This is a genomic window from Streptomyces sp. NPDC043738, from assembly GCF_056436545.1.
Window position 1 is genome coordinate 272,931 of the sequence record NZ_JBWKCJ010000003.1, and the last position, 17,570, is coordinate 290,500.

Consider the following 17,570-nt stretch of genomic DNA (forward strand, 5'->3'; position numbering starts at 1 on the left):
CGGAAAACGAGCGATGGGCGCCACGGCCGCGGCGTCTGGGGCAGCCGAGGAGGGGGGGGGGGGGGGGGGCCGCCCCCCCCCCCCCCGGCGGCGGTCACCGTCCGCCGTCCACCTGCGCCCGCCAGGTGACCGGCTGCGCGCCCTGCCCCTCACCGGTGAAGACGACGGCGGCCGGGGCGTCGCCCTTCGGCAGCAGGTGGATCGAGCACTCGGTGACCACACCGTTCGGCTTGACCATGTCGTTCGGCACGGCTTCGGGGCACTTGCCGACCCCGGGCCCGCCGATGTCGATCAGCAGCATCCTCTTCACGGTCTGCCCGCCGGCGGTCCGCAGCGCGATCCCCTGGCTCATGCTCGGCAGCAGGTCGTACTTGCCGCTGTTGCGGTACTGCATCGTCACGTAGTACGGCACCATCTTCTTCTGGTCCGCGTCCAGGTCGAAGCGGCTGAGGTCGGCGAGGGAGCCGGTGCGCACGCCCTTGGGGGTGATGCGCAGCGAGACCGGGCGGTTGCGACTGTCCTCCGTGATGCCGTCGGCGGGCACGTCCGGGGCCAGCACTCCCTTGGAGCCGCCCTCGGCACCGCCGACCGGCCAGATGAGGGTGTCGCCGCCGCCGTCCTTGTAGGAGACGGTCGCCGGCGGCTGTCCCTTGGGCAGCATGAAGATCTGGCAGATCGCCGACGTGGCACCGGCGGCCAGTTCGGCGGCGCCGCCCTCGCGGCACTCGGGCGGCAGTCCGGAACCGGTCGCCAACGGGTTGGACCGGAACAGCGAGACCCGCTGGGCGGCCTCGCCGTTCGCCCCGTTGACGGAGAAGTTCCGCGACGGATCCACCTGGCTCAGCGTGCTCTTGGCCGTGTTGGTGTAGGAGAAGGTGAGGTAGTACGGCACCATCCCCTTGAGGTCGTCGTCCAGCCGGATGTGCGAGAGGTCGGAGTCCGAGCCGCGGGCGAGCCGGGTGGGGGTCAGCCGCAGCGGATGCGCCTTGTCGTCGGAGTCGGTCCAGGTGGCCCGGCGCGGTGTGGCCTTCATCGGCAGCGGCCTGGCGGGCGTGACGGATTCCGACGCCCCCGGCTTCTTGGCCGTACCGGCCGCGCCGGAGCACCCCGCGGCCAGCAGCATGAGCGCGCTGACACCCACGGCCCCAGCGATACGTATCGGCTTCCGCACGGCAAACCCCCGTTGATCTGTGCCGTCTGGCGCCTCGCCACACGGCCGTCGGCCGCGACCCCGTCCGGCCCGGCCGGGCAGTCAGATTAGCCGCCGCGGGGCAGGGGGACGGCGGCGGCCCCGGGCCCGCCCTCGGGGCGTCCGATCCGCCCTCACCGGGACGGCTCGCCCGGGCACGGACCGCCCCTCAGCGCGGACGGCTCGCCTTCAGCGAGTACATGAGGGGGATGCGGGGGCGGTCCCCGGGGAAGCGGTAGTAGCCGTCGTCGGCGCGGCGCAGGGCCGTGAAGCGCTGGAACATCGTCATGTCGTGCTCGTGCAGAAAGTCGATGCGCAGACCGGCGCCGGCGAGGGCGGAGACGACCTCGCCGAGCGGATGCTGCCATTCGACGCTGCGGTTGTTGACCGTCGGCGCGTCGAAGTCCGTGTAGGTACCCGGGATTTCGTCGACCCAGGCGTCCCGGCTGAAGTAGTCGTGGATGATGCGCGACCCGCTCTCGTCGTCCAGCACGTCGCACAGCGGGTGGAACTCGGCGAGGTAGAGGAACCCGCCCGGGGCGACGAGGGAGGCGGCGGTGTCGGCCCAGCGTTCCAGGTCAGGGAGCCAGTTCAGGGCACCGATGCCGGTGTAGACGATGTCGTACGCGGGGTCGGGGGCGGCTTCGGCGGCGTCGTAGACGTCGGCCGCGACGAACGCCGCGCGGTCCGGCGCGTAGCCGAGTTCGGCGGCCAGCTCACGGGCCGTTTCGACGGCCTGCTCGGAGAAGTCCAGGCCGACGACGCGGGCGGCGCCGCGGTGGGCCCAGGAGAGGGTGTCCTGTCCGAAGTGGCACTGGAGGTGGAGCAGGGACCGGCCGGTGACGTCGCCGACCTCGGCGACCTCGAAGTCGCGGATGACGTCCCGGGCCCGCCGGAAACCGTCCTGGTCGTAATAATCGCTCGCGGTGTGGATGGCCACGCGCTCGTCCCACCTGGCGCGATTGGCCTCCCGCCAGTCGTCGGGGCCGCTATGTCCTTGCATACGACGAAGTTATCCACAGCCTTGCGGCCCTCGCCAACGCAATTCGAGCGCCGGGCGCAGAATGGGCCCATGACTGACGAGACGACCGCAGGTCCCGACCCCTCCATCGACCCGATCGCCCCGGCGGCCGCAGCCGACCGCTCCCCCGAGACGGGCCCGGCCGGGCCGATAGCGGGCACGGAGATGCCCGACTGGGAGAAGCGCTTCCGCGCACCGCGGATCGGGCTGCCGGACTGGGCCGAGGACGCCCCGGACCGCTCCCTGTTCGTCTCGAACGCCACCGGCACCTTCGAGCTGTACGCCTGGGACCGGGCGACGGGCGGGCAGCGCCAGGCCACGGACCGGCCGAACGGCACGACGGACGGCACGCTGTCGCCGGACGGCGAGTGGATCTGGTGGTTCTCGGACACCGACGGGGACGAGTTCGGCGTCTGGATGCGCCAGCCGTTCGGCGGCGGCCCGGACGAACCGGCCACCCCGGGCCTGACCCCCTCGTACCCCGGCGGCCTGGCGATCGGCCGCGACGGGACGGCGGTCGTCGGCTGCTCCACGGACGAGGACGGCTCGACGGTCCATGTCGTACGGCCGGGGCGGCCTCCGGTGGAGATCTACCGCCATCGGGAGTCGGCGGGCGTCGGCGACCTCTCGCACGACGGCTCGCTGATCGCCATCGAGCACACCGAGCACGGCGACGCGATGCACTCCGCGATCCGCGTCGTGCGGCCCGACGGCTCCGTGGTCGCCGAGCTGGACGACACCAACGGCGGGACCGAGGAGCTGGGCCTGTCGGTGATGGGCTTCGCGCCCGTCGACGGTGACTCCAGACTGCTGGTCGGGCACCAGCGGCGGGGCCGCTGGGAGCCCATGGTCTGGGATCCGCTGACCGGTGAGGAGACGGCCCTGGCCATCGATCTGCCCGGAGATGTGGGCGCCGACTGGTATCCGGACGGCTCGGCACTGCTGGTGGAGCACGAGTACCAGGCGCGCAGCGAGCTGTGGCGCTACGAACTGTCCGGTGCGGGCGCCCAGGGGCTGACCCGGGTGGAGACCCCGGCCGGCACGGTCTCGGGCGCGACGGCAAGGCCGGACGGCACGGTCGAGTTCCTGTGGTCGTCGGCCGCGCAGCCTCCGGAGGTGCGCTCGACGAGCGGCAGGGTCGTGCTGGACCCGCCCGGAATGAAGGCACCGGGGTCGGTGCCGGTGCGCGACGTCTGGGTGGAGGGCCCCGGAGGCCGTATCCATGCGCTGGTGCAGCAGCCGGCGGGCGAGGGTCCCTTCCCGACCGTGTTCGACATACACGGCGGCCCGACCTGGCACGACAGCGATGCCTTCGCCTCGTCCCCGGCGGCCTGGGTGGACCACGGCTTCGCGGTCGTACGCGTCAACTACCGCGGCTCGACCGGGTACGGCCGCGCCTGGACGGACGCGCTCAAGCACCGCGTCGGCCTGATCGAGCTCGAGGACATCGCCGCGGTGCGCGAGTGGGCGGTCTCGTCCGGGCTGGCGGACCCGGAGCGGCTGGTGCTGGCAGGCGGCTCCTGGGGCGGCTACCTCACGCTGCTGGGACTGGGCACCCAGCCGGACGCCTGGGCCGTGGGCCTGGCGGCGGTCCCGGTGGCGGACTATGTCACGGCCTACAACGACGAGATGGAAGCCCTCAAGGCGATGGACCGGACGCTGCTGGGCGGCACCCCCGAGGAGGTCCCCGAGCGTTTCGAGGCGTCGTCTCCGCTGACGTACGTGGACGCGGTGCGGGCACCCGTCTATATCTCCGCGGGCGTCAACGACCCCCGCTGCCCGATCCGGCAGGTGGAGAACTACGTCGAGCGACTGGAGCGGCGCGGCCACCCGCACGAGGTCTACCGCTACGACGCCGGCCATGGCTCCCTCGTCGTGGAAGAGCGCATCAAGCAGGTCCGACTGGAGCTGGAATTCGCCCAGCGGTACGTCATCGACAAGAAGCGGGAGAGCTGACGGCGACAGCGGGTGGGGCAGGCACTCGTCCACTTCTGCCCCACCGTCCCACCACCACCGTCCCACCGGACTACGGGCCACCCCGGCCACTCCAGCCGCGCTGGCCGCGCCGACCCCACCGAACGCGACAACCACACGGACCCAGCCCTCGGTGAGGTGACCACCCCGGCTGCCGTGCGGCCTTCGCCCCCAGGCCAACCCTGGGCCGGGGGCCGCCCCTCGCTCAGGGCCGGCCCTTGCTCAGCGGGCGGTGTGATGGGCGAGGGCGGCGTGGGGGTCGGTGCCTTCGGTGGTGTGGTCGGTGTGGACGGTCGCGGCGGTGAGGCGGGGGACGGCGTGGATGAGGGCGTGTTCGGCCGCGACGGCGAGGGCGTGGGCCTGCACCACGGTCAGGGCGGAGTCGACGACGATGTCGGCCTCGGCACGCAGGGTGTGGCCTATCCAGCGCATACGGACCTGCCCGACGTCGCGGACACCGTCCACGGTACGCAGGGCGGTCTCGGCGGTGTCGATGAAACGGGGGTCGACGGAGTCCATCAGCCGCCGGTAGACCTCGCGGGCCGCGTCACGCAGGACCAGGAGGATGGCGGCGGTGATCAGCAGACCGATGAGGGGGTCGGCCAGACGCCAGCCCAGGGCGGCACCACCGGCGCCGAGGAGGACGGCCAGGGAGGTGAAGCCGTCGGTGCGGGCGTGCAGGCCGTCGGCGACGAGGGCGGCGGAGCCGATCCTGCGGCCGGTGCGGATGCGGTATCGGGCCACCCACTCGTTGCCGACGCATCCGACCAGGGCCGCCAGCGCAACCGCCCACAGGTGCGTGACCTCACGAGGGTGCAGCAAGCGGTCGACGGCTTCATAGCCGGCCAGGAGGGAGGAAGCGGCGATGGTCAGCACGATGGCGATACCGGCGAGATCTTCGGCACGGCCGTAGCCGTAGGTGTAGCGGCGGTTCGCGGCGCGGCGGCCCAGGACGAACGCGATGCCCAGCGGGACGGCGGTAAGGGCGTCGGCACCGTTGTGAATCGTGTCGCCGAGCAGTGCCACCGACCCGGACAGCGCAACGATCACGGCCTGGAACACGCAGGTCAGACCGAGGATTCCGAGCGAAAGCCAGAGGGTGCGCATGCCCTCGCGGGAGGTCTCCATCGCCGTGTCGACCTTGTCCATGGCCTGATGGCTGTGCGGGGTGACCAGGTGGACGAGCTGGTGCCGTAGCCGCGCCCACCGCCCGGCGCCGTGGTGGTCGTGGTGGTCGTGGTGGTCGTGGTGGTCGTGGTGGTCGTGGTGGTCGTGCGGGGTGACGTTCCCGCCGTCGGGGCCGACATGAGCACCGGGGGCAGCGTGACCATGGTGATCGGCCTGAGCGTGGCGATCGGTGTGATCGTGGCGGTCGGCGTGAGCGTGCCGGTCGGCAGGGCTGTGGTCGCCGACGTGGCCGTGATGGTGGGCGTCGTGGGCAGCGTGACCGTGAGGGGGTGCCTGACCGGGGCCGTGAGCCTGGTGGGCGGCATGCGGGTCAGTGGGCGTATGGCGGTCGGCGGGTGCCTGGTCGTGACCGTGGTCGGCGATGTGCGGGTGGTCATGGCCGTGCGAGCGAGAGTGGTTGCCTGCCATACGGCCTACCGTGGCACGCCGACTCGATTGCGGCTACAACGGTCATACGCCCGCTGACCAGGTGCAAAGCCGTTGCAGGTGGGGGTGGGGTGGGGAAGGTGGGGGTGGGGTGGGGAAGGTGGGGGGAGGGCCCCCGGGGGGGGAGGGCGGGGGGGAAAGCCCCCCAGGCCCCCACCCCCTCTCACCCCCACCCCTCATCCTCCCGCCCTCACCCCTCCGGCAAGATCCCCAGTGCTGCGTCCCTCGCCGCTTCGGATTCGCGGCGGAAGAGGCGGAACCACATGAAGACGACGAAGCCGGCGAAGACAAACCACTCGCCGGTGTAGCCGAGGTTCTGGAAGGCCTTGAGGTCCAGGCCGCTGCCCTCGGCGGCGGCCGGGGGGACGGCACGCAGCGGGGCCTGGACGTCGGTGAGCGTGATCCAGCCGTCGTAGACCTCGTACGGAACGATGTTGACCAGCGACGCCGCGCTGATCATGCCGAGCTGCCCCCGCGGCAGCCCGCCGCCGGCCTGGACGCCGTCGGTGCCCTGGTTCTCGGAGGCCTGCAGCGCCCCGGTGACCGTCACCTCGCCCTTGGGCGGCGCGGGAACCTTCGCCGTATCGGCCTTGGCGCCGGCGTCACCGGGCAGCCAGCCCCGCACGACGGGCAGGGCCTTGCCGCTGTCCGTACGCAGGAGGTTGAGGACGTAGAAGCCCTGCCGGTCGCCGTGTTCGCCCTTCAGGGTCCGGCCGGGTACGAGCAGTTGGTGACCGGGGTCGTAGTGCCCGCGCGCGCTGGCCTGACGGCCGGAGGTGACCTGATCGACGGGCAGCAGGCCGGCGAGGGGACGGGCCGCCGCGGCCTTGGCCCGGGCGGAGCGGTCCTCCTGCTGCTGGTGGGAGTCGACCCGGTCCTCGAAGCGGCTCAGCTGCCAGCTGCCCATGAAGATGCAGAAGGGAATCGCCAGTACGGCGAAGACGTTGATCCCCCACCACCGCGGGGTCAGCAGGAACCGGTACACACCACCAACGGTACGGGGCCTGTACGGCGGGGCCGCACCGCCCCCTCCACGGCCCGCACCCGCCCGCGCGGGCCCGGGCCGTCGGCCGCTACTGGGTCGCCAGCGCCTCGGTGCGGTAGACCGTCCCGGCGCACGCGTCCGCGATCTTCGCCTCGGTCGCGGCGGGCTCCCCGGCCTCCGGCGTATGGCTGAGAACGACCCCTCCGGCCGCGGTTCCGCCACCGCCGGTCCCGTCGTCGCCACCCGCCTGACCGCTGCCGTCACCGGCCGGGGCGGCCCCGGAGTCCGGGGACTGGTCCGGCTGCTGGGAGGCGTCGGGGGTCGGTGAGGGCCCCGGGGTGGTGCATCCGGTGGGGCCGCCACCGGACTCGGGGATCCAGGCGAACTTGACCTCGTAGGCCTCACCCGGCTTGAGGACCAGCTGGTCGGGGGTGATGGCCGGGTCGGGCAGGCCGGTGGCCTCGTCACCCGAGGTGTGGTCGACGACGTGGATGCGGTCCGGGTTCGTGGAGCCCTGGGCGACGACGCCGACGGCGCCACCGCCCTCGACGGAGCAGGCCGTGGCGGAGGTGTTGACCACACGGAACGAGCCGTAGACGCGGCCCGCGGAGTCCGCCGGCAGGACCGTGCCGGTGCCCTGGCCGAGCTGGTCGCGGGAGCAGACCGGCGAGGTGACGTCCATGGTCGCGTCCGGGGCGGGGGTACCGGCCCCGGCGCCATGGCCCGCGCCGTTCTTCTCGGCGGCCTTGCCCTTGCCCTCGGGCGCGTGCCCACCGGGCTTCGCGCCGACCGCGTCGGTCGGCCGGGGTCCGGCGTGCTCGGTGCCCTCGCCGTGTGCGCCTTCGGCGCCGCCCTGGGCGCGCTGGCTGCTCGCGGTGTTGGCGGAGCGGTCCGTGGAGCCGTCCGCGAGGTCCACGACGTGGACCATGGCGGGGATGGACGTACCGCCGAGCAGCAGCGCGGCGGCCGCTCCGACGACGAGATGACGACGGCGCTGGCGGCGGGCGGGCACCGCGCGGCGCAGCTGCTCCAGCGCGTCCGCCGACGGTTCGAGGTCGCCGACGCGGGACTGCAGCAGCCGCCTCAGTTCGTCCTCGTCGCCGAAGCCACCGCCCGTGGGATGGCTGCGGCCGTGCCGGTCGTCGTCATCGCCGCCACTGCCGCTACCGCTACCGCTGCCGAAGGTGACCTCGGCCTGCGCATCACGGTCGTGCGCCGCGTCGTCGTAAGCGGTGTCGTCATAGGCGGTGTCGTCATAGGCGGTGTCGTCGTCGTAGGCCCTGGCGTCGTCACAGACGCTGGCCTCGCCCTGGTCCGTCTCAGCACCCTGGCCCGTCTCAGCGCCCTGGCTCGCCTCGGTGTGCCGAGCCGTCTCAGCACCCCGGCCCGTCTCGACTCCGTGGCCCGCCTCAACGTCCCGGCCCGTCTCAACACTCCGGCCCGTCTCGATGCTCCGGCCGAGCGCCGCGCCGCCGCACGGACGGCCGCCGGCCGGCTCGCCTTCCTGGCGCCCCTGCGCCTCGCGCACCGCATACGGACCGAACGCCCCATGCGTACCAACCGGCTCCCGCAGGCGACGTGTCCCCCACGCCCCCACCGAGTCGTACCGGCCGAACCTCGTGCCACTCATGCGGGAGCCTCCATCGCGACGCGGAGCGCCGCGATCCCGCGCGACCCGTACGCCTTGACCGAGCCCAGTGATATGCCCAGCGTCTGGGCCACCTGCGCCTCGGTCATGTCGGCGAAGTAGCGCAGGACCAGTACCTCGCGCTGGCGGCGCTGCAGCCCGCGCATCGCCTTGATCAGCTGATCCCGCTCCAGCAGGTCGTACGCGCCCTCCTCGGCGCTGGCCATGTCGGGCATCGGCTTGGAGAGCAGCTTGAGCCCGATGATGCGGCGACGCAGCGCGGAGCGCGAGAGGTTGACGACGGTCTGCCGGAGGTAGGCCAGGGTCTTCTCGGGGTCGCGCACCCGTCCGCGCGCGGAGTGCACGCGGATGAAGGCCTCCTGGACGACGTCCTCGCAGGAGGCGGTGTCGTCGAGGAGCAGCGCGGCGAGACCGAGCAGCGAGCGGTAGTGCGCGCGGTAGGTCTCGGTGAGGTGGTCGACTGTGGTGCCCGCTGCCATCGCCTCGTCAGAGTCCCCACTCTGAGCAGGAAGCTGCGCGGGGCGCGTGGTGGGCCAGGGGGCGATCACCGGCATGCCCCCGGCCACACGGGGCCGCTGCGGGCGCACTGCCGCCCCTGCCGCGCCCGCTGGGGCGATCGTGAATCCGAGTACCTCTGCCACGCCTGTTGGACACGCTTCCCCCCATAAGGGTTGTACGCGCAAGGCACCGCTTTTGACGATGCATCAAATGCCCTCATGCGTACCAGCTCTTCCCGAATGTCCCATTCACCTTGACGCGTTTGTCCTGATACCCGGGGCTCACCAAGCCGCCCGCGGACACCCCGGGCCACCCCTGAGGGCGGCCACAAAGACGCTCCCCGCCCGACTGCCGGTTGCAGTGCGGCGGGGAGCGAATGGTCGAACAGATCGTCAGCCCAGATCAAGACGTATGGACCAGCAATTCGCTCACAGGATCTTCACACATCCAACAAAGTATCTACCAGGCGGTCGGGCCGCGACGGCCAATCCCGCCAAGTCACCCGAACTCACTGCCGTCATCCCGGGACTTTCGGCCCCCGAGGACGGACGCCCAGCTTGCCCCACCAGGACCTCCGCGCTCCACCGGCCCCCGCCGGCCCGACCCCGCCGGCCCGGTCCGCGTCCTAACCCCGCAGCTCCCCCGCCACCAACTCGCCGATCTGCGCCGTGTTCAGGGCCGCGCCCTTGCGCAGATTGTCCCCGCACACGAACAGCTCCAGCGCCCGCGGATCGTCCAGCGAACGCCGCACCCGGCCGACCCAGGTCGGATCCGTACCGACGACGTCGGACGGGGTGGGGAACTCCCCCTCGGCCGGATCGTCGCTGAGGACGACCCCGGGGGCGGCGGCCAGGATCTCGTGCGCGCCGGCGACCGTGACCTCGTTCTCGAACCGCGCGTGCACGGCCAGCGAGTGGGTCGTGAGCACCGGCACCCGTACACAGGTCGCGGTGACCCGCAGGTCCGGCAGCCCGAGGATCTTGCGGGACTCGTTGCGGACCTTGAGCTCCTCGGAGGACCAGCCGTCCTCCTGGAGCGAGCCGGCCCAGGGCACGACGTTCAGCGCGATCGGCGCCGGGAACGGCCCCAGCGTGTCCCCGACGGCCCGCCGTACGTCACCGGGCGTCGCGCCCAGCTCCGTGCCGCACACCGCCGACAGCTGCGCCCGCAGCGTGTCGACGCCGGCCTTCCCCGCCCCCGAGACGGCCTGGTACGAGGAGACGATCAGCTCGCTCAGCCCGTACTCGGCATGCAGCGCGCCCAGCGCGACGATCATCGACAGCGTCGTGCAGTTGGGGTTGGCGATGATGCCGCGCGGACGCACCCGCGCGGCATGCGCATTGACCTCGGGGACGACCAGCGGCACATCCGGATCCATCCGGAAGGCGCCCGAATTGTCCACGACCACCGCGCCCTTGGACACCGCGACCGGTGCCCACTGCGCGGAGACCTCGTCGGGAACGTCGAACATCGCGACGTCGATGCCGTCGAAGGCCTCCTCGCTCAGCGCGACGACCTCGACCTGCTCACCCCGTACGGTCAGCTTGCGGCCGGCCGACCGGGGCGAGGCGATCAGGCGGATCTCACCCCAGATGTCGGCCCGCTCGGAAAGGATGCCGAGCAGCACCGAGCCGACGGCACCGGTGGCGCCGACGACGGCGAGATGCGGCCTGCGAGCCGTACGGGCGTCCGCCCCCGCCGTGTCGGCGAGGGACGGACGGCCCGCCTCGGCCGGAATCATCGTCCGGTGCCGCCATAGACCACGGCCTCGTCGCTCTCCGTGTCGAGACCGAAGGCGGTGTGCACGGCACGCACGGCCTCGTTGACGTCATCGGCGCGGGTGACGACCGAGATGCGGATCTCGGAGGTCGAGATGAGCTCGATGTTCACGCCGGCGTTCGACAGCGCCTCGAAGAACGTCGCGGTGACGCCCGGGTTGGTCTTCATACCGGCGCCGACCAGCGAGATCTTGGCGATCTGGTCGTCGTAGCGCAGCGACTCGAAACCGACCGCGGCCCGGGTCTTCTCCAGGGCGGCGACAGCCTTGCGGCCCTCGGCCTTGGGCAGCGTGAAGGAGATGTCGGTCAGGCCGGTCGAGGCGGCCGACACGTTCTGCACGACCATGTCGATGTTGACCTCGGAGTCCGCGATCGCGCGGAAGATGCGCGCGGCCTCGCCCGGCTTGTCCGGGACACCGACGACCGTGACCTTCGCCTCGGAGGTGTCGTGTGCGACGCCCGAGATGATTGCCTGCTCCATCGGCTGGTCCCCTTGCGGTTCGTTGCTGACCCACGTGCCCTGCAGCCCCGAGAAGGAGGAGCGGACGTGGATCGGGATGTTGTAACGGCGTGCGTACTCGACGCAACGGTGCAGCAGCACCTTGGAGCCGGAGCTGGCCAGCTCCAGCATGTCCTCGAAGGAGATCCAGTCGATCTTCCGGGCCTTCTTCACGACCCGCGGGTCGGCGGTGAAGACGCCGTCCACGTCCGTGTAGATCTCACAGACCTCGGCGTCCAGCGCGGCCGCCAGCGCCACGGCGGTGGTGTCCGAGCCACCCCGCCCCAGCGTGGTGATGTCCTTCTTGTCCTGGGACACGCCCTGGAAGCCGGCGACGATGGCGATGTTGCCCTCGTCGACCGAGCTCTTGATGCGGCCCGGCGTGACATCGATGATCCGTGCCTTGTTGTGCACGGAGTCGGTGATGACACCGGCCTGGCTACCGGTGAAGGACTGCGCCTCGTGACCGAGGTTTTTGATCGCCATCGCCAGCAGGGCCATGGAGATCCGCTCTCCGGCGGTCAGCAGCATGTCGAACTCGCGCCCCGACGGAATCGGGGACACTTCCTGCGCGAGATCGATCAGCTCGTCCGTCGTGTCGCCCATCGCCGAAACCACGACGACCACCTGGTGGCCGTTCTTCTTGGCTTCGACGACTCGCTTGGCAACGCGCTTGATGCCCTCGGCATCCGCAACGGATGAGCCGCCGTACTTCTGCACGACAAGGCCCACGTGCGCTCCTCGCAACTGTCTCTTCGGGAGTTTCCTCCCGGACCCCCGAAATGGGGGTACTGCGGTCGGCTCAGTCTATCGAGCAAGCGGAGTCCGCCCTGCTGATACCACATCGTGAGACGCGGGACCCACTACGTGAGCCACGCCTCCCTGGGCGGTTCCGCCGGGCGCCCCATCGCGCCCGCTCGGCGAGCACATGCCCGCTACAGACCGGTACACACGAAAACGTAACCCAGGTCACAGGGCGGGGCGCCCCGGAACTCAGACTCCGCGCAGCCCCAGCGGGCCGGCGATCTCCGCCGCCATGACCTTCCCGGCCTCCTCGGCGAGCCGTTCCTCGTCGCCGTCGGCCCCGCTGTCGGTGTCCAGGCCGTCCAGCGCGTCCAGCGGCTGGTCGAGGCGTACGTGGGCGACCAGCGACTGCAGCGCGCGCAGAGCGGCCGAGGCGGTCGGACCCCAGTTGGAGAGGTAGGAGAACTGCCACCACCACAGGGCCTCGCTGACACGGCCCGCCCTGTAGTGCGCCAGACCGTGCCGCAGGTCGGTGATGACGTCTGCCAGGTCGTCGGAGATGCGGCACGCCACCGGCTCGCTGCGCGGCACATACGGGTCGAAGACCTCGGAGTAGACGTCGACCGGGTCGAGCAGGACCGCGAAGCGCTCCCGAAGATCGTCGACGTCCGGCTCCGGTCCGGTGTCCGGCTCGTACCGCTCGTCGGGAACGATGTCCTCGTGGGCGCCCAGCCGCCCGCCGGTGAGCAGCAGCTGGGAGATCTCGAGCAGCAGGAAGGGCACCGCGCTGTCCGGCTCGTCGCCCTTGGCGACCTCCGTGACGGCGACGATGAAGCTCTCGATCGAGTCGGAGATCGAAACGGCGAAGTCGTCCGGGTCCTGTGTCGCGTTGTGCAGCGTGGCATCAGACATCGAGAAGTCTCCTCCCTTCGAAGGCCCGCCCGAGCGTGACCTCGTCGGCATACTCCAGATCGCCTCCGACCGGCAGTCCGCTCGCCAGTCGTGTCACTCTCAGGCCCATGGGTTTGATCATGCGGGCCAGATACGTGGCCGTGGCCTCGCCCTCCAGATTCGGGTCGGTGGCCAGGATCAGCTCGGTGACGGTGCCGTCCGCGAGCCTGGCCAGCAACTCCCGTATCCGCAGGTCGTCGGGGCCGACGCCCTCGATCGGGCTGATCGCCCCACCGAGGACGTGGTAGCGGCCGCGGAACTCCCGGGTCCGCTCGATGGCCACGACGTCCTTGGGCTCCTCCACGACGCAGATGACCGCCGGATCACGCCGCGGGTCCAGGCAGACCCGGCACTGCTCCTCCTGCGCCACATTGCCGCAGACGCTGCAGAACCGGACCTTCGCCTTGACCTCCATCAGCGCGTTCGCGAGCCGGCGGACATCGGTCGGCTCGGCCTGAAGGATGTGGAAGGCGATCCGCTGCGCGCTCTTGGGACCGACGCCGGGCAGCCTGCCCAACTCGTCGATCAGGTCCTGAACCACGCCTTCATACACGGAACGTCTTCTCTCTCTTCTGCCGTGCTGCGTACGCTAGTTGGCTACTCCTCAGAAGGGGAGACCGGGGATGCCACCGCCGCCCAGACCCTGGGCGAGCGGACCGAGCTTCTGCTGCTGCAGCTGCTGGGCGCTGGCATTGGCGTCCCGGACCGCCGCCAGCACGAGGTCGGCGATCGTCTCGGCCGTCTCCTCCGCGGAGTCGGTGTCGACCGCCTTGGGGTCGATGACCAGGCCCTTGAGCTCACCGGAGCCGGTCACCGTCGCCTTGACCAGGCCGCCGCCCGCGGAGCCCTCCACGGGCGTCTCCGCCAGCTCCTGCTGGGCGGCCGCGAGGTCCTGCTGCATCTTCTGGGCCTGCTGGAGCAGCTGCTGCATATTGGGCTGACCACCGGGGATCACGACGTGACTCCTGCCATACGACAACGATTGGTGCGGTAGCCCGAGCCTACGTGTTTCACCGGCCCCGCGCCCTACTGCGTAAGGAGGAGCACGGGTGTACGTCTGATGTACGCCCCCTCAGAGCCGGTCTCCCGCCGCGTGCCGATCCGGCGGCCCTTCGCCCGTCCCGGTCCGACCTGGGGCACCCGCTGCGATTCACCGGGGTCACCCGCACCGCCGCCCCGGCCCGGCCCGGTGACACCCCGTGCCCGGCCGCGGACAAGGGCCGACGACTCCTGACTCCGCCCTAGGGACCCAGGCACAGGCACCTGCCACGGCGCCGCGCCCACCCTCCCCCGCAGGCGCAAACCCACCCCCACAGGCACAGGTACAGGCACACACCGAACCGCGCAGGCACACACTCATCCCCGCATGCGCTCGCTCATCCCGGCATGCACGCACTCATCGCCGGGTGCGCCTACTCATCCCCGTATGCGCTCACTCATTGTTGAACTCCTCCAGCACCGTCGCGCCCAGCTCCCGCACGATCAGGTCATGGCCGCTGAGCGCGGAGTCGACCAGGTCCGGGTCGTCCTCGGCCGGCATGTCGTACTCGATCGACATCGGCGGAGGCTCCGGGGTGTACGAGGGCTCCGCGGCGGGGGCGCCGCCCTGCCCGCTCCCCGCGGACGCCGAGGGGGCCACCGCTTCCCGCGCCATCCGCGCCCCCTGGCTGCCGCCGGCGGCACCGCCCTGGCCGTACTGCCCGCCGGAGGACTCTGACGCACCCGGGCCGCCCTGCTGGGGCGGCTGCTGGGGTGCGGACTGCGGCGACGCGGCGGGCGCTCCGCCACCGAAGCCGCCACCGCCTCCGCCGGGGCCGCCGCCGAAGCCGCCACCGCCGCTGCGGGGCGCGCCGCCGGCGGGCGGATTGGCGCCGCCGGACGGGTCGACGATCGCCTCCACCCGCCACTGCACCTGGAACCGCTCGGCGAGCACGTCCTTGAGGACGTCCTCGCTGCCACCGTTGGCGAAGCTGTCGCGGGCGCCGGCATTGGGGAACCCGATCTGCAGCGTCGTCCCGTCGAAGCCGGAGACCTGCGCGTTCTGGCTCAGCAGAATCCAGGTGAACCGCCGCCGGTCCTTCACCGCCTCCAGGATCTCCGGCCACATCTGCCGCACCTGAGCGGCGCCCTGCGCCGCCCCGGGGGCCGCCCCGGCCTGCGGCTGCTGCTGTACGGGCGGGTGCCCACCGGCCGCCGGAGCGGTCTGCGCCGGCTGCGGCGGGACGGGCGCGCCGGCCGCCGGGCCGGACGTCGCGGGCGCACCGCCCTGCTGCCCCTGGCCACCCGGGTTCTGCTGCCCCTGGCCGCCCTGGCCCGGTGCCACGGCCGTCGGCCAGCCGCCGGGCTGCCGTGCACCGCCCGCGCCGGCCGCTCCGCCCGAGCCGTTGCCACGGCCCGCGGCTCCGGGCCAGGCTCCCGGCCGTGCGGGCGCGCCCTCACGGCCGGCGTCCTGCGCAGCGCCCGCCGGACCGCCCTGCGGCCCGCCTGCGGCACCGCCGTCGGCTCCCCGCTGCTGCTCCCCACCGGACCCGGCCATGGCTCCACCGGGCACGCCCGGGCCACCCGCGGCCGGAGCCGCAGGGGCCGTCGCGGCCGGGCCGCCCGCGGCGGCCGGTGCTCCCGCCCCGCCACCCGGGCCACTGCTCGCCGCACCGCCGCCCGTCGCGCCCCGCACCGCGGCACGGGCCGCCGCCGGGCCGGACGGCCCCGCGGCGGGCATCGCCGGATGTGCCTCAGGGCCCGGCACATACCCGGCCGCGGGCCCGCCGGTGGCCACGACAGGCGCCACGCCGGCCCCCAGGTCACCGCCGGCGCCACCGGTCACACCGCCGGCACCGCCCGCCCCGCCGAGCAGCGCCGCACCCGCGCCGCGCTCCAGTCGATCGAGCCGCGCCTGCACCGACCGCTCGTCGTCGTACGCCGCGGGCAGCAGCACCCGCGCACAGATCAGTTCCAGCTGCAACCGGGGCGAGGTCGCCCCGCGCATCTCCGTCAGGCCCGTATTGACCAGATCGGCCGCCCGGCTCAGCTCGGCCGCACCGAACACGGACGCCTGCGCCGTCATCCGCTCCACCACGTCCGCGGGGGCGTCGATCAGGCCCTTCTCCCCCGCGTCCGGCACCGCCGCCAGGATCACCAGATCCCGCAGCCGCTCCAGCAGATCCGCCACGAACCGGCGGGGGTCGTTGCCGCCCTCGATGACGCGGTCCACCACCTCGAAGGCCGCCGCCCCGTCCCCGGCGGCGAACGCCTCCACCACCGAGTCCAGCAGCGACCCGTCGGTGTACCCCAGCAGGGCCGTCGCCATGGCGTACGTCACACCCTCAGCGCCCGCACCGGCGAGCAGCTGGTCCATCACCGACATCGAGTCACGCACGGAGCCGGCGCCGGCCCGCACGACCAGCGGCAGCACACCGTCCTCGACCGGGATGTCCTCGCGGCCGCACACCTCCGCCAGGTACTCGCGCAGCGTCCCGGGCGGCACCAGCCGGAACGGATAGTGATGGGTCCGCGACCGGATCGTCCCGATGACCTTCTCGGGCTCGGTGGTCGCGAAGATGAACTTCAGATGCTCCGGCGGCTCCTCGACCACCTTCAGCAGGGCGTTGAACCCCGCGGAGGTGACCATGTGGGCCTCGTCGATGATGTAGATCTTGTACCGACTGCTGGCGGGCCCGAAGAACGCCTTCTCGCGCAGCTCACGGGCGTCGTCCACGCCACCGTGCGACGCCGCGTCGATCTCGATCACATCGATGGACCCGCGCCCGTTCCTGGCCAGGTCCACACACGACTGGCACTTCCCGCAGGGCGTGGGAGTGGGACCTTCCTCACAGTTCAGGCACCGCGCGAGAATCCGAGCACTGGTCGTCTTGCCACAGCCGCGCGGCCCACTGAACAGATAGGCGTGGTTGACCCGGTTGTTCCGCAACGCCTGCTGCAGCGGATCGGTCACGTGCTCTTGCCCGATGACCTCGGCGAAGGTCTCGGGTCGGTATCGGCGGTACAGCGCAAGGGACGACACGCATACGACGATATCGGGCCCCACTGACAACCGGCCCTTCCCCAAGTTCTCGGCTTCGCTCGAGCAGGGAAGGCCCCATCGCAAACGCAAGCGCCCCTCACGCACCCGCCAGAGCCGACCTACCCTTGCTGCCTTCCGGCCCTGGGGGAGTTCAGTCAGATAGCGCCACGTGAGGGGCTGAGCACCACAGTAGCGGATCCACCGCCCGACAGCCGAACCCGGCCCCCGCCCACACCCCCGCTCCGACCCGCCTCCACACCCCTCCCCCGGATCATGTTCGCGAGCACTCCCCAACGTCTTGTATTGTTTGCGGCGGAGGATTCGCCTAGTGGCCTAGGGCGCACGCTTGGAAAGCGTGTTGGGGGCAACCCCTCACGAGTTCGAATCTCGTATCCTCCGCACTCGCCCAGTAGGGCAGACGAGGGCCCCGACCGGAATCCGGTCGGGGCCCTCGTCGTTCCATGGCTGCAGTTCTGGCCATGGCGTGATCGATTTCCCCCTACCCGCGAGCCCGATAGGTCAGATCTGACCGATCTCTTCTGTTCAGCAGAGAAACCTCCAGCCTGCTGCGTACGCTCGCCCGTCCACCCCCCTTCCCAGAGTCCGCTCGAATCTCCCGAGGGAAGCCGTGTACCCGTCGCAGCCATA

14 protein-coding genes, 1 tRNA gene and 1 other RNA gene are annotated in these 17,570 nt (G+C 71.8%); 3 read left to right on the top strand and 13 right to left on the bottom strand.

The window, feature by feature from the left end:
* Window positions 1-94 precede the first annotated feature (94 nt).
* Window positions 95-1,141, bottom strand: a complete 1,047-nt coding sequence (locus AC0680_RS06660; RefSeq protein ID WP_478625531.1) for a hypothetical protein — start codon at window positions 1,139-1,141, stop codon at window positions 95-97.
* 217 nt (window positions 1,142-1,358) lie between these two features.
* Window positions 1,359-2,192: a class I SAM-dependent methyltransferase gene (locus AC0680_RS06665; protein ID WP_478625532.1), complete on the bottom strand. Its 834-nt coding sequence runs from the start codon at window positions 2,190-2,192 to the stop codon at window positions 1,359-1,361.
* Window positions 2,193-2,375: 183 nt separating this feature from the next.
* Between AC0680_RS06665 and AC0680_RS06670 the strand changes: the two genes are divergently transcribed.
* Window positions 2,376-4,166 (top strand): S9 family peptidase, encoded by a 1,791-nt coding sequence (locus tag AC0680_RS06670; protein WP_478625736.1) that lies wholly within the window; start codon window positions 2,376-2,378, stop codon window positions 4,164-4,166.
* Between the two features lie 240 nt (window positions 4,167-4,406).
* Here the strand turns inward: AC0680_RS06670 and AC0680_RS06675 are convergent, their stop codons facing one another.
* Window positions 4,407-5,333 (bottom strand): cation diffusion facilitator family transporter, encoded by a 927-nt coding sequence (locus tag AC0680_RS06675; protein ID WP_478625533.1) that lies wholly within the window; start codon window positions 5,331-5,333, stop codon window positions 4,407-4,409.
* 69 nt (window positions 5,334-5,402) lie between these two features.
* Between AC0680_RS06675 and AC0680_RS06680 the strand changes: the two genes are divergently transcribed.
* Window positions 5,403-5,837: a hypothetical protein gene (locus AC0680_RS06680; RefSeq protein ID WP_478625534.1), complete on the top strand. Its 435-nt coding sequence runs from the start codon at window positions 5,403-5,405 to the stop codon at window positions 5,835-5,837.
* Between the two features lie 151 nt (window positions 5,838-5,988).
* Here the strand turns inward: AC0680_RS06680 and AC0680_RS06685 are convergent, their stop codons facing one another.
* From AC0680_RS06685 to ffs, 10 genes are all read right to left on the bottom strand, one after another.
* Complete coding sequence (locus AC0680_RS06685) at window positions 5,989-6,783, bottom strand: SURF1 family protein (protein WP_478625535.1); 795 nt, start codon at window positions 6,781-6,783, stop codon at window positions 5,989-5,991.
* Between the two features lie 88 nt (window positions 6,784-6,871).
* Window positions 6,872-8,413 (bottom strand): hypothetical protein, encoded by a 1,542-nt coding sequence (locus AC0680_RS06690; protein WP_478625536.1) that lies wholly within the window; start codon window positions 8,411-8,413, stop codon window positions 6,872-6,874.
* Window positions 8,410-9,072 carry a SigE family RNA polymerase sigma factor gene (locus tag AC0680_RS06695; RefSeq protein WP_384427792.1) on the bottom strand — a complete coding sequence of 221 codons (663 nt, stop codon included), beginning with the start codon at window positions 9,070-9,072 and terminating at the stop codon, window positions 8,410-8,412. The genes AC0680_RS06690 and AC0680_RS06695 overlap by 4 nt, the downstream gene beginning before the upstream one ends.
* A 482-nt stretch (window positions 9,073-9,554) precedes the next feature.
* Window positions 9,555-10,670 carry an aspartate-semialdehyde dehydrogenase gene (locus tag AC0680_RS06700; RefSeq protein ID WP_468975470.1) on the bottom strand — a complete coding sequence of 372 codons (1,116 nt, stop codon included), beginning with the start codon at window positions 10,668-10,670 and terminating at the stop codon, window positions 9,555-9,557.
* Entirely contained in the window at window positions 10,667-11,938 is a 1,272-nt protein-coding gene (locus tag AC0680_RS06705) for an aspartate kinase (protein WP_384427788.1), read from the bottom strand. Before AC0680_RS06705 ends, AC0680_RS06700 begins: the two co-directional genes overlap by 4 nt.
* Before the next feature lie 261 nt (window positions 11,939-12,199).
* On the bottom strand, window positions 12,200-12,862 hold the full coding sequence (locus AC0680_RS06710; protein ID WP_478625538.1) for a DUF5063 domain-containing protein: 663 nt from the start codon (window positions 12,860-12,862) through the stop codon (window positions 12,200-12,202).
* The gene (gene recR, locus AC0680_RS06715) at window positions 12,855-13,454 is read right to left on the bottom strand and encodes a recombination mediator RecR (protein ID WP_006604196.1); all 600 of its coding nucleotides are present in this window, start codon (window positions 13,452-13,454) and stop codon (window positions 12,855-12,857) included. The genes AC0680_RS06710 and recR overlap by 8 nt, the downstream gene beginning before the upstream one ends.
* A gap of 51 nt (window positions 13,455-13,505) precedes the next feature.
* A complete protein-coding gene (locus tag AC0680_RS06720) occupies window positions 13,506-13,856 on the bottom strand; it encodes a YbaB/EbfC family nucleoid-associated protein (protein WP_384427784.1) in 351 nt (116 codons plus the stop codon).
* A 477-nt stretch (window positions 13,857-14,333) separates the two neighbouring features.
* Entirely contained in the window at window positions 14,334-16,922 is a 2,589-nt protein-coding gene (locus tag AC0680_RS06725; protein WP_478625540.1) for a DNA polymerase III subunit gamma and tau, read from the bottom strand.
* Between the two features lie 83 nt (window positions 16,923-17,005).
* Window positions 17,006-17,104: signal recognition particle sRNA small type (gene ffs, locus AC0680_RS06730), an RNA gene on the bottom strand.
* Window positions 17,105-17,236: 132 nt separating this feature from the next.
* On the opposite strand from ffs, the gene AC0680_RS06735 reads away from it, so the two are divergent.
* Window positions 17,237-17,321: transfer RNA gene (locus AC0680_RS06735), tRNA-Ser, on the top strand.
* The last annotated feature ends 249 nt before the right edge of the window (window positions 17,322-17,570 follow it).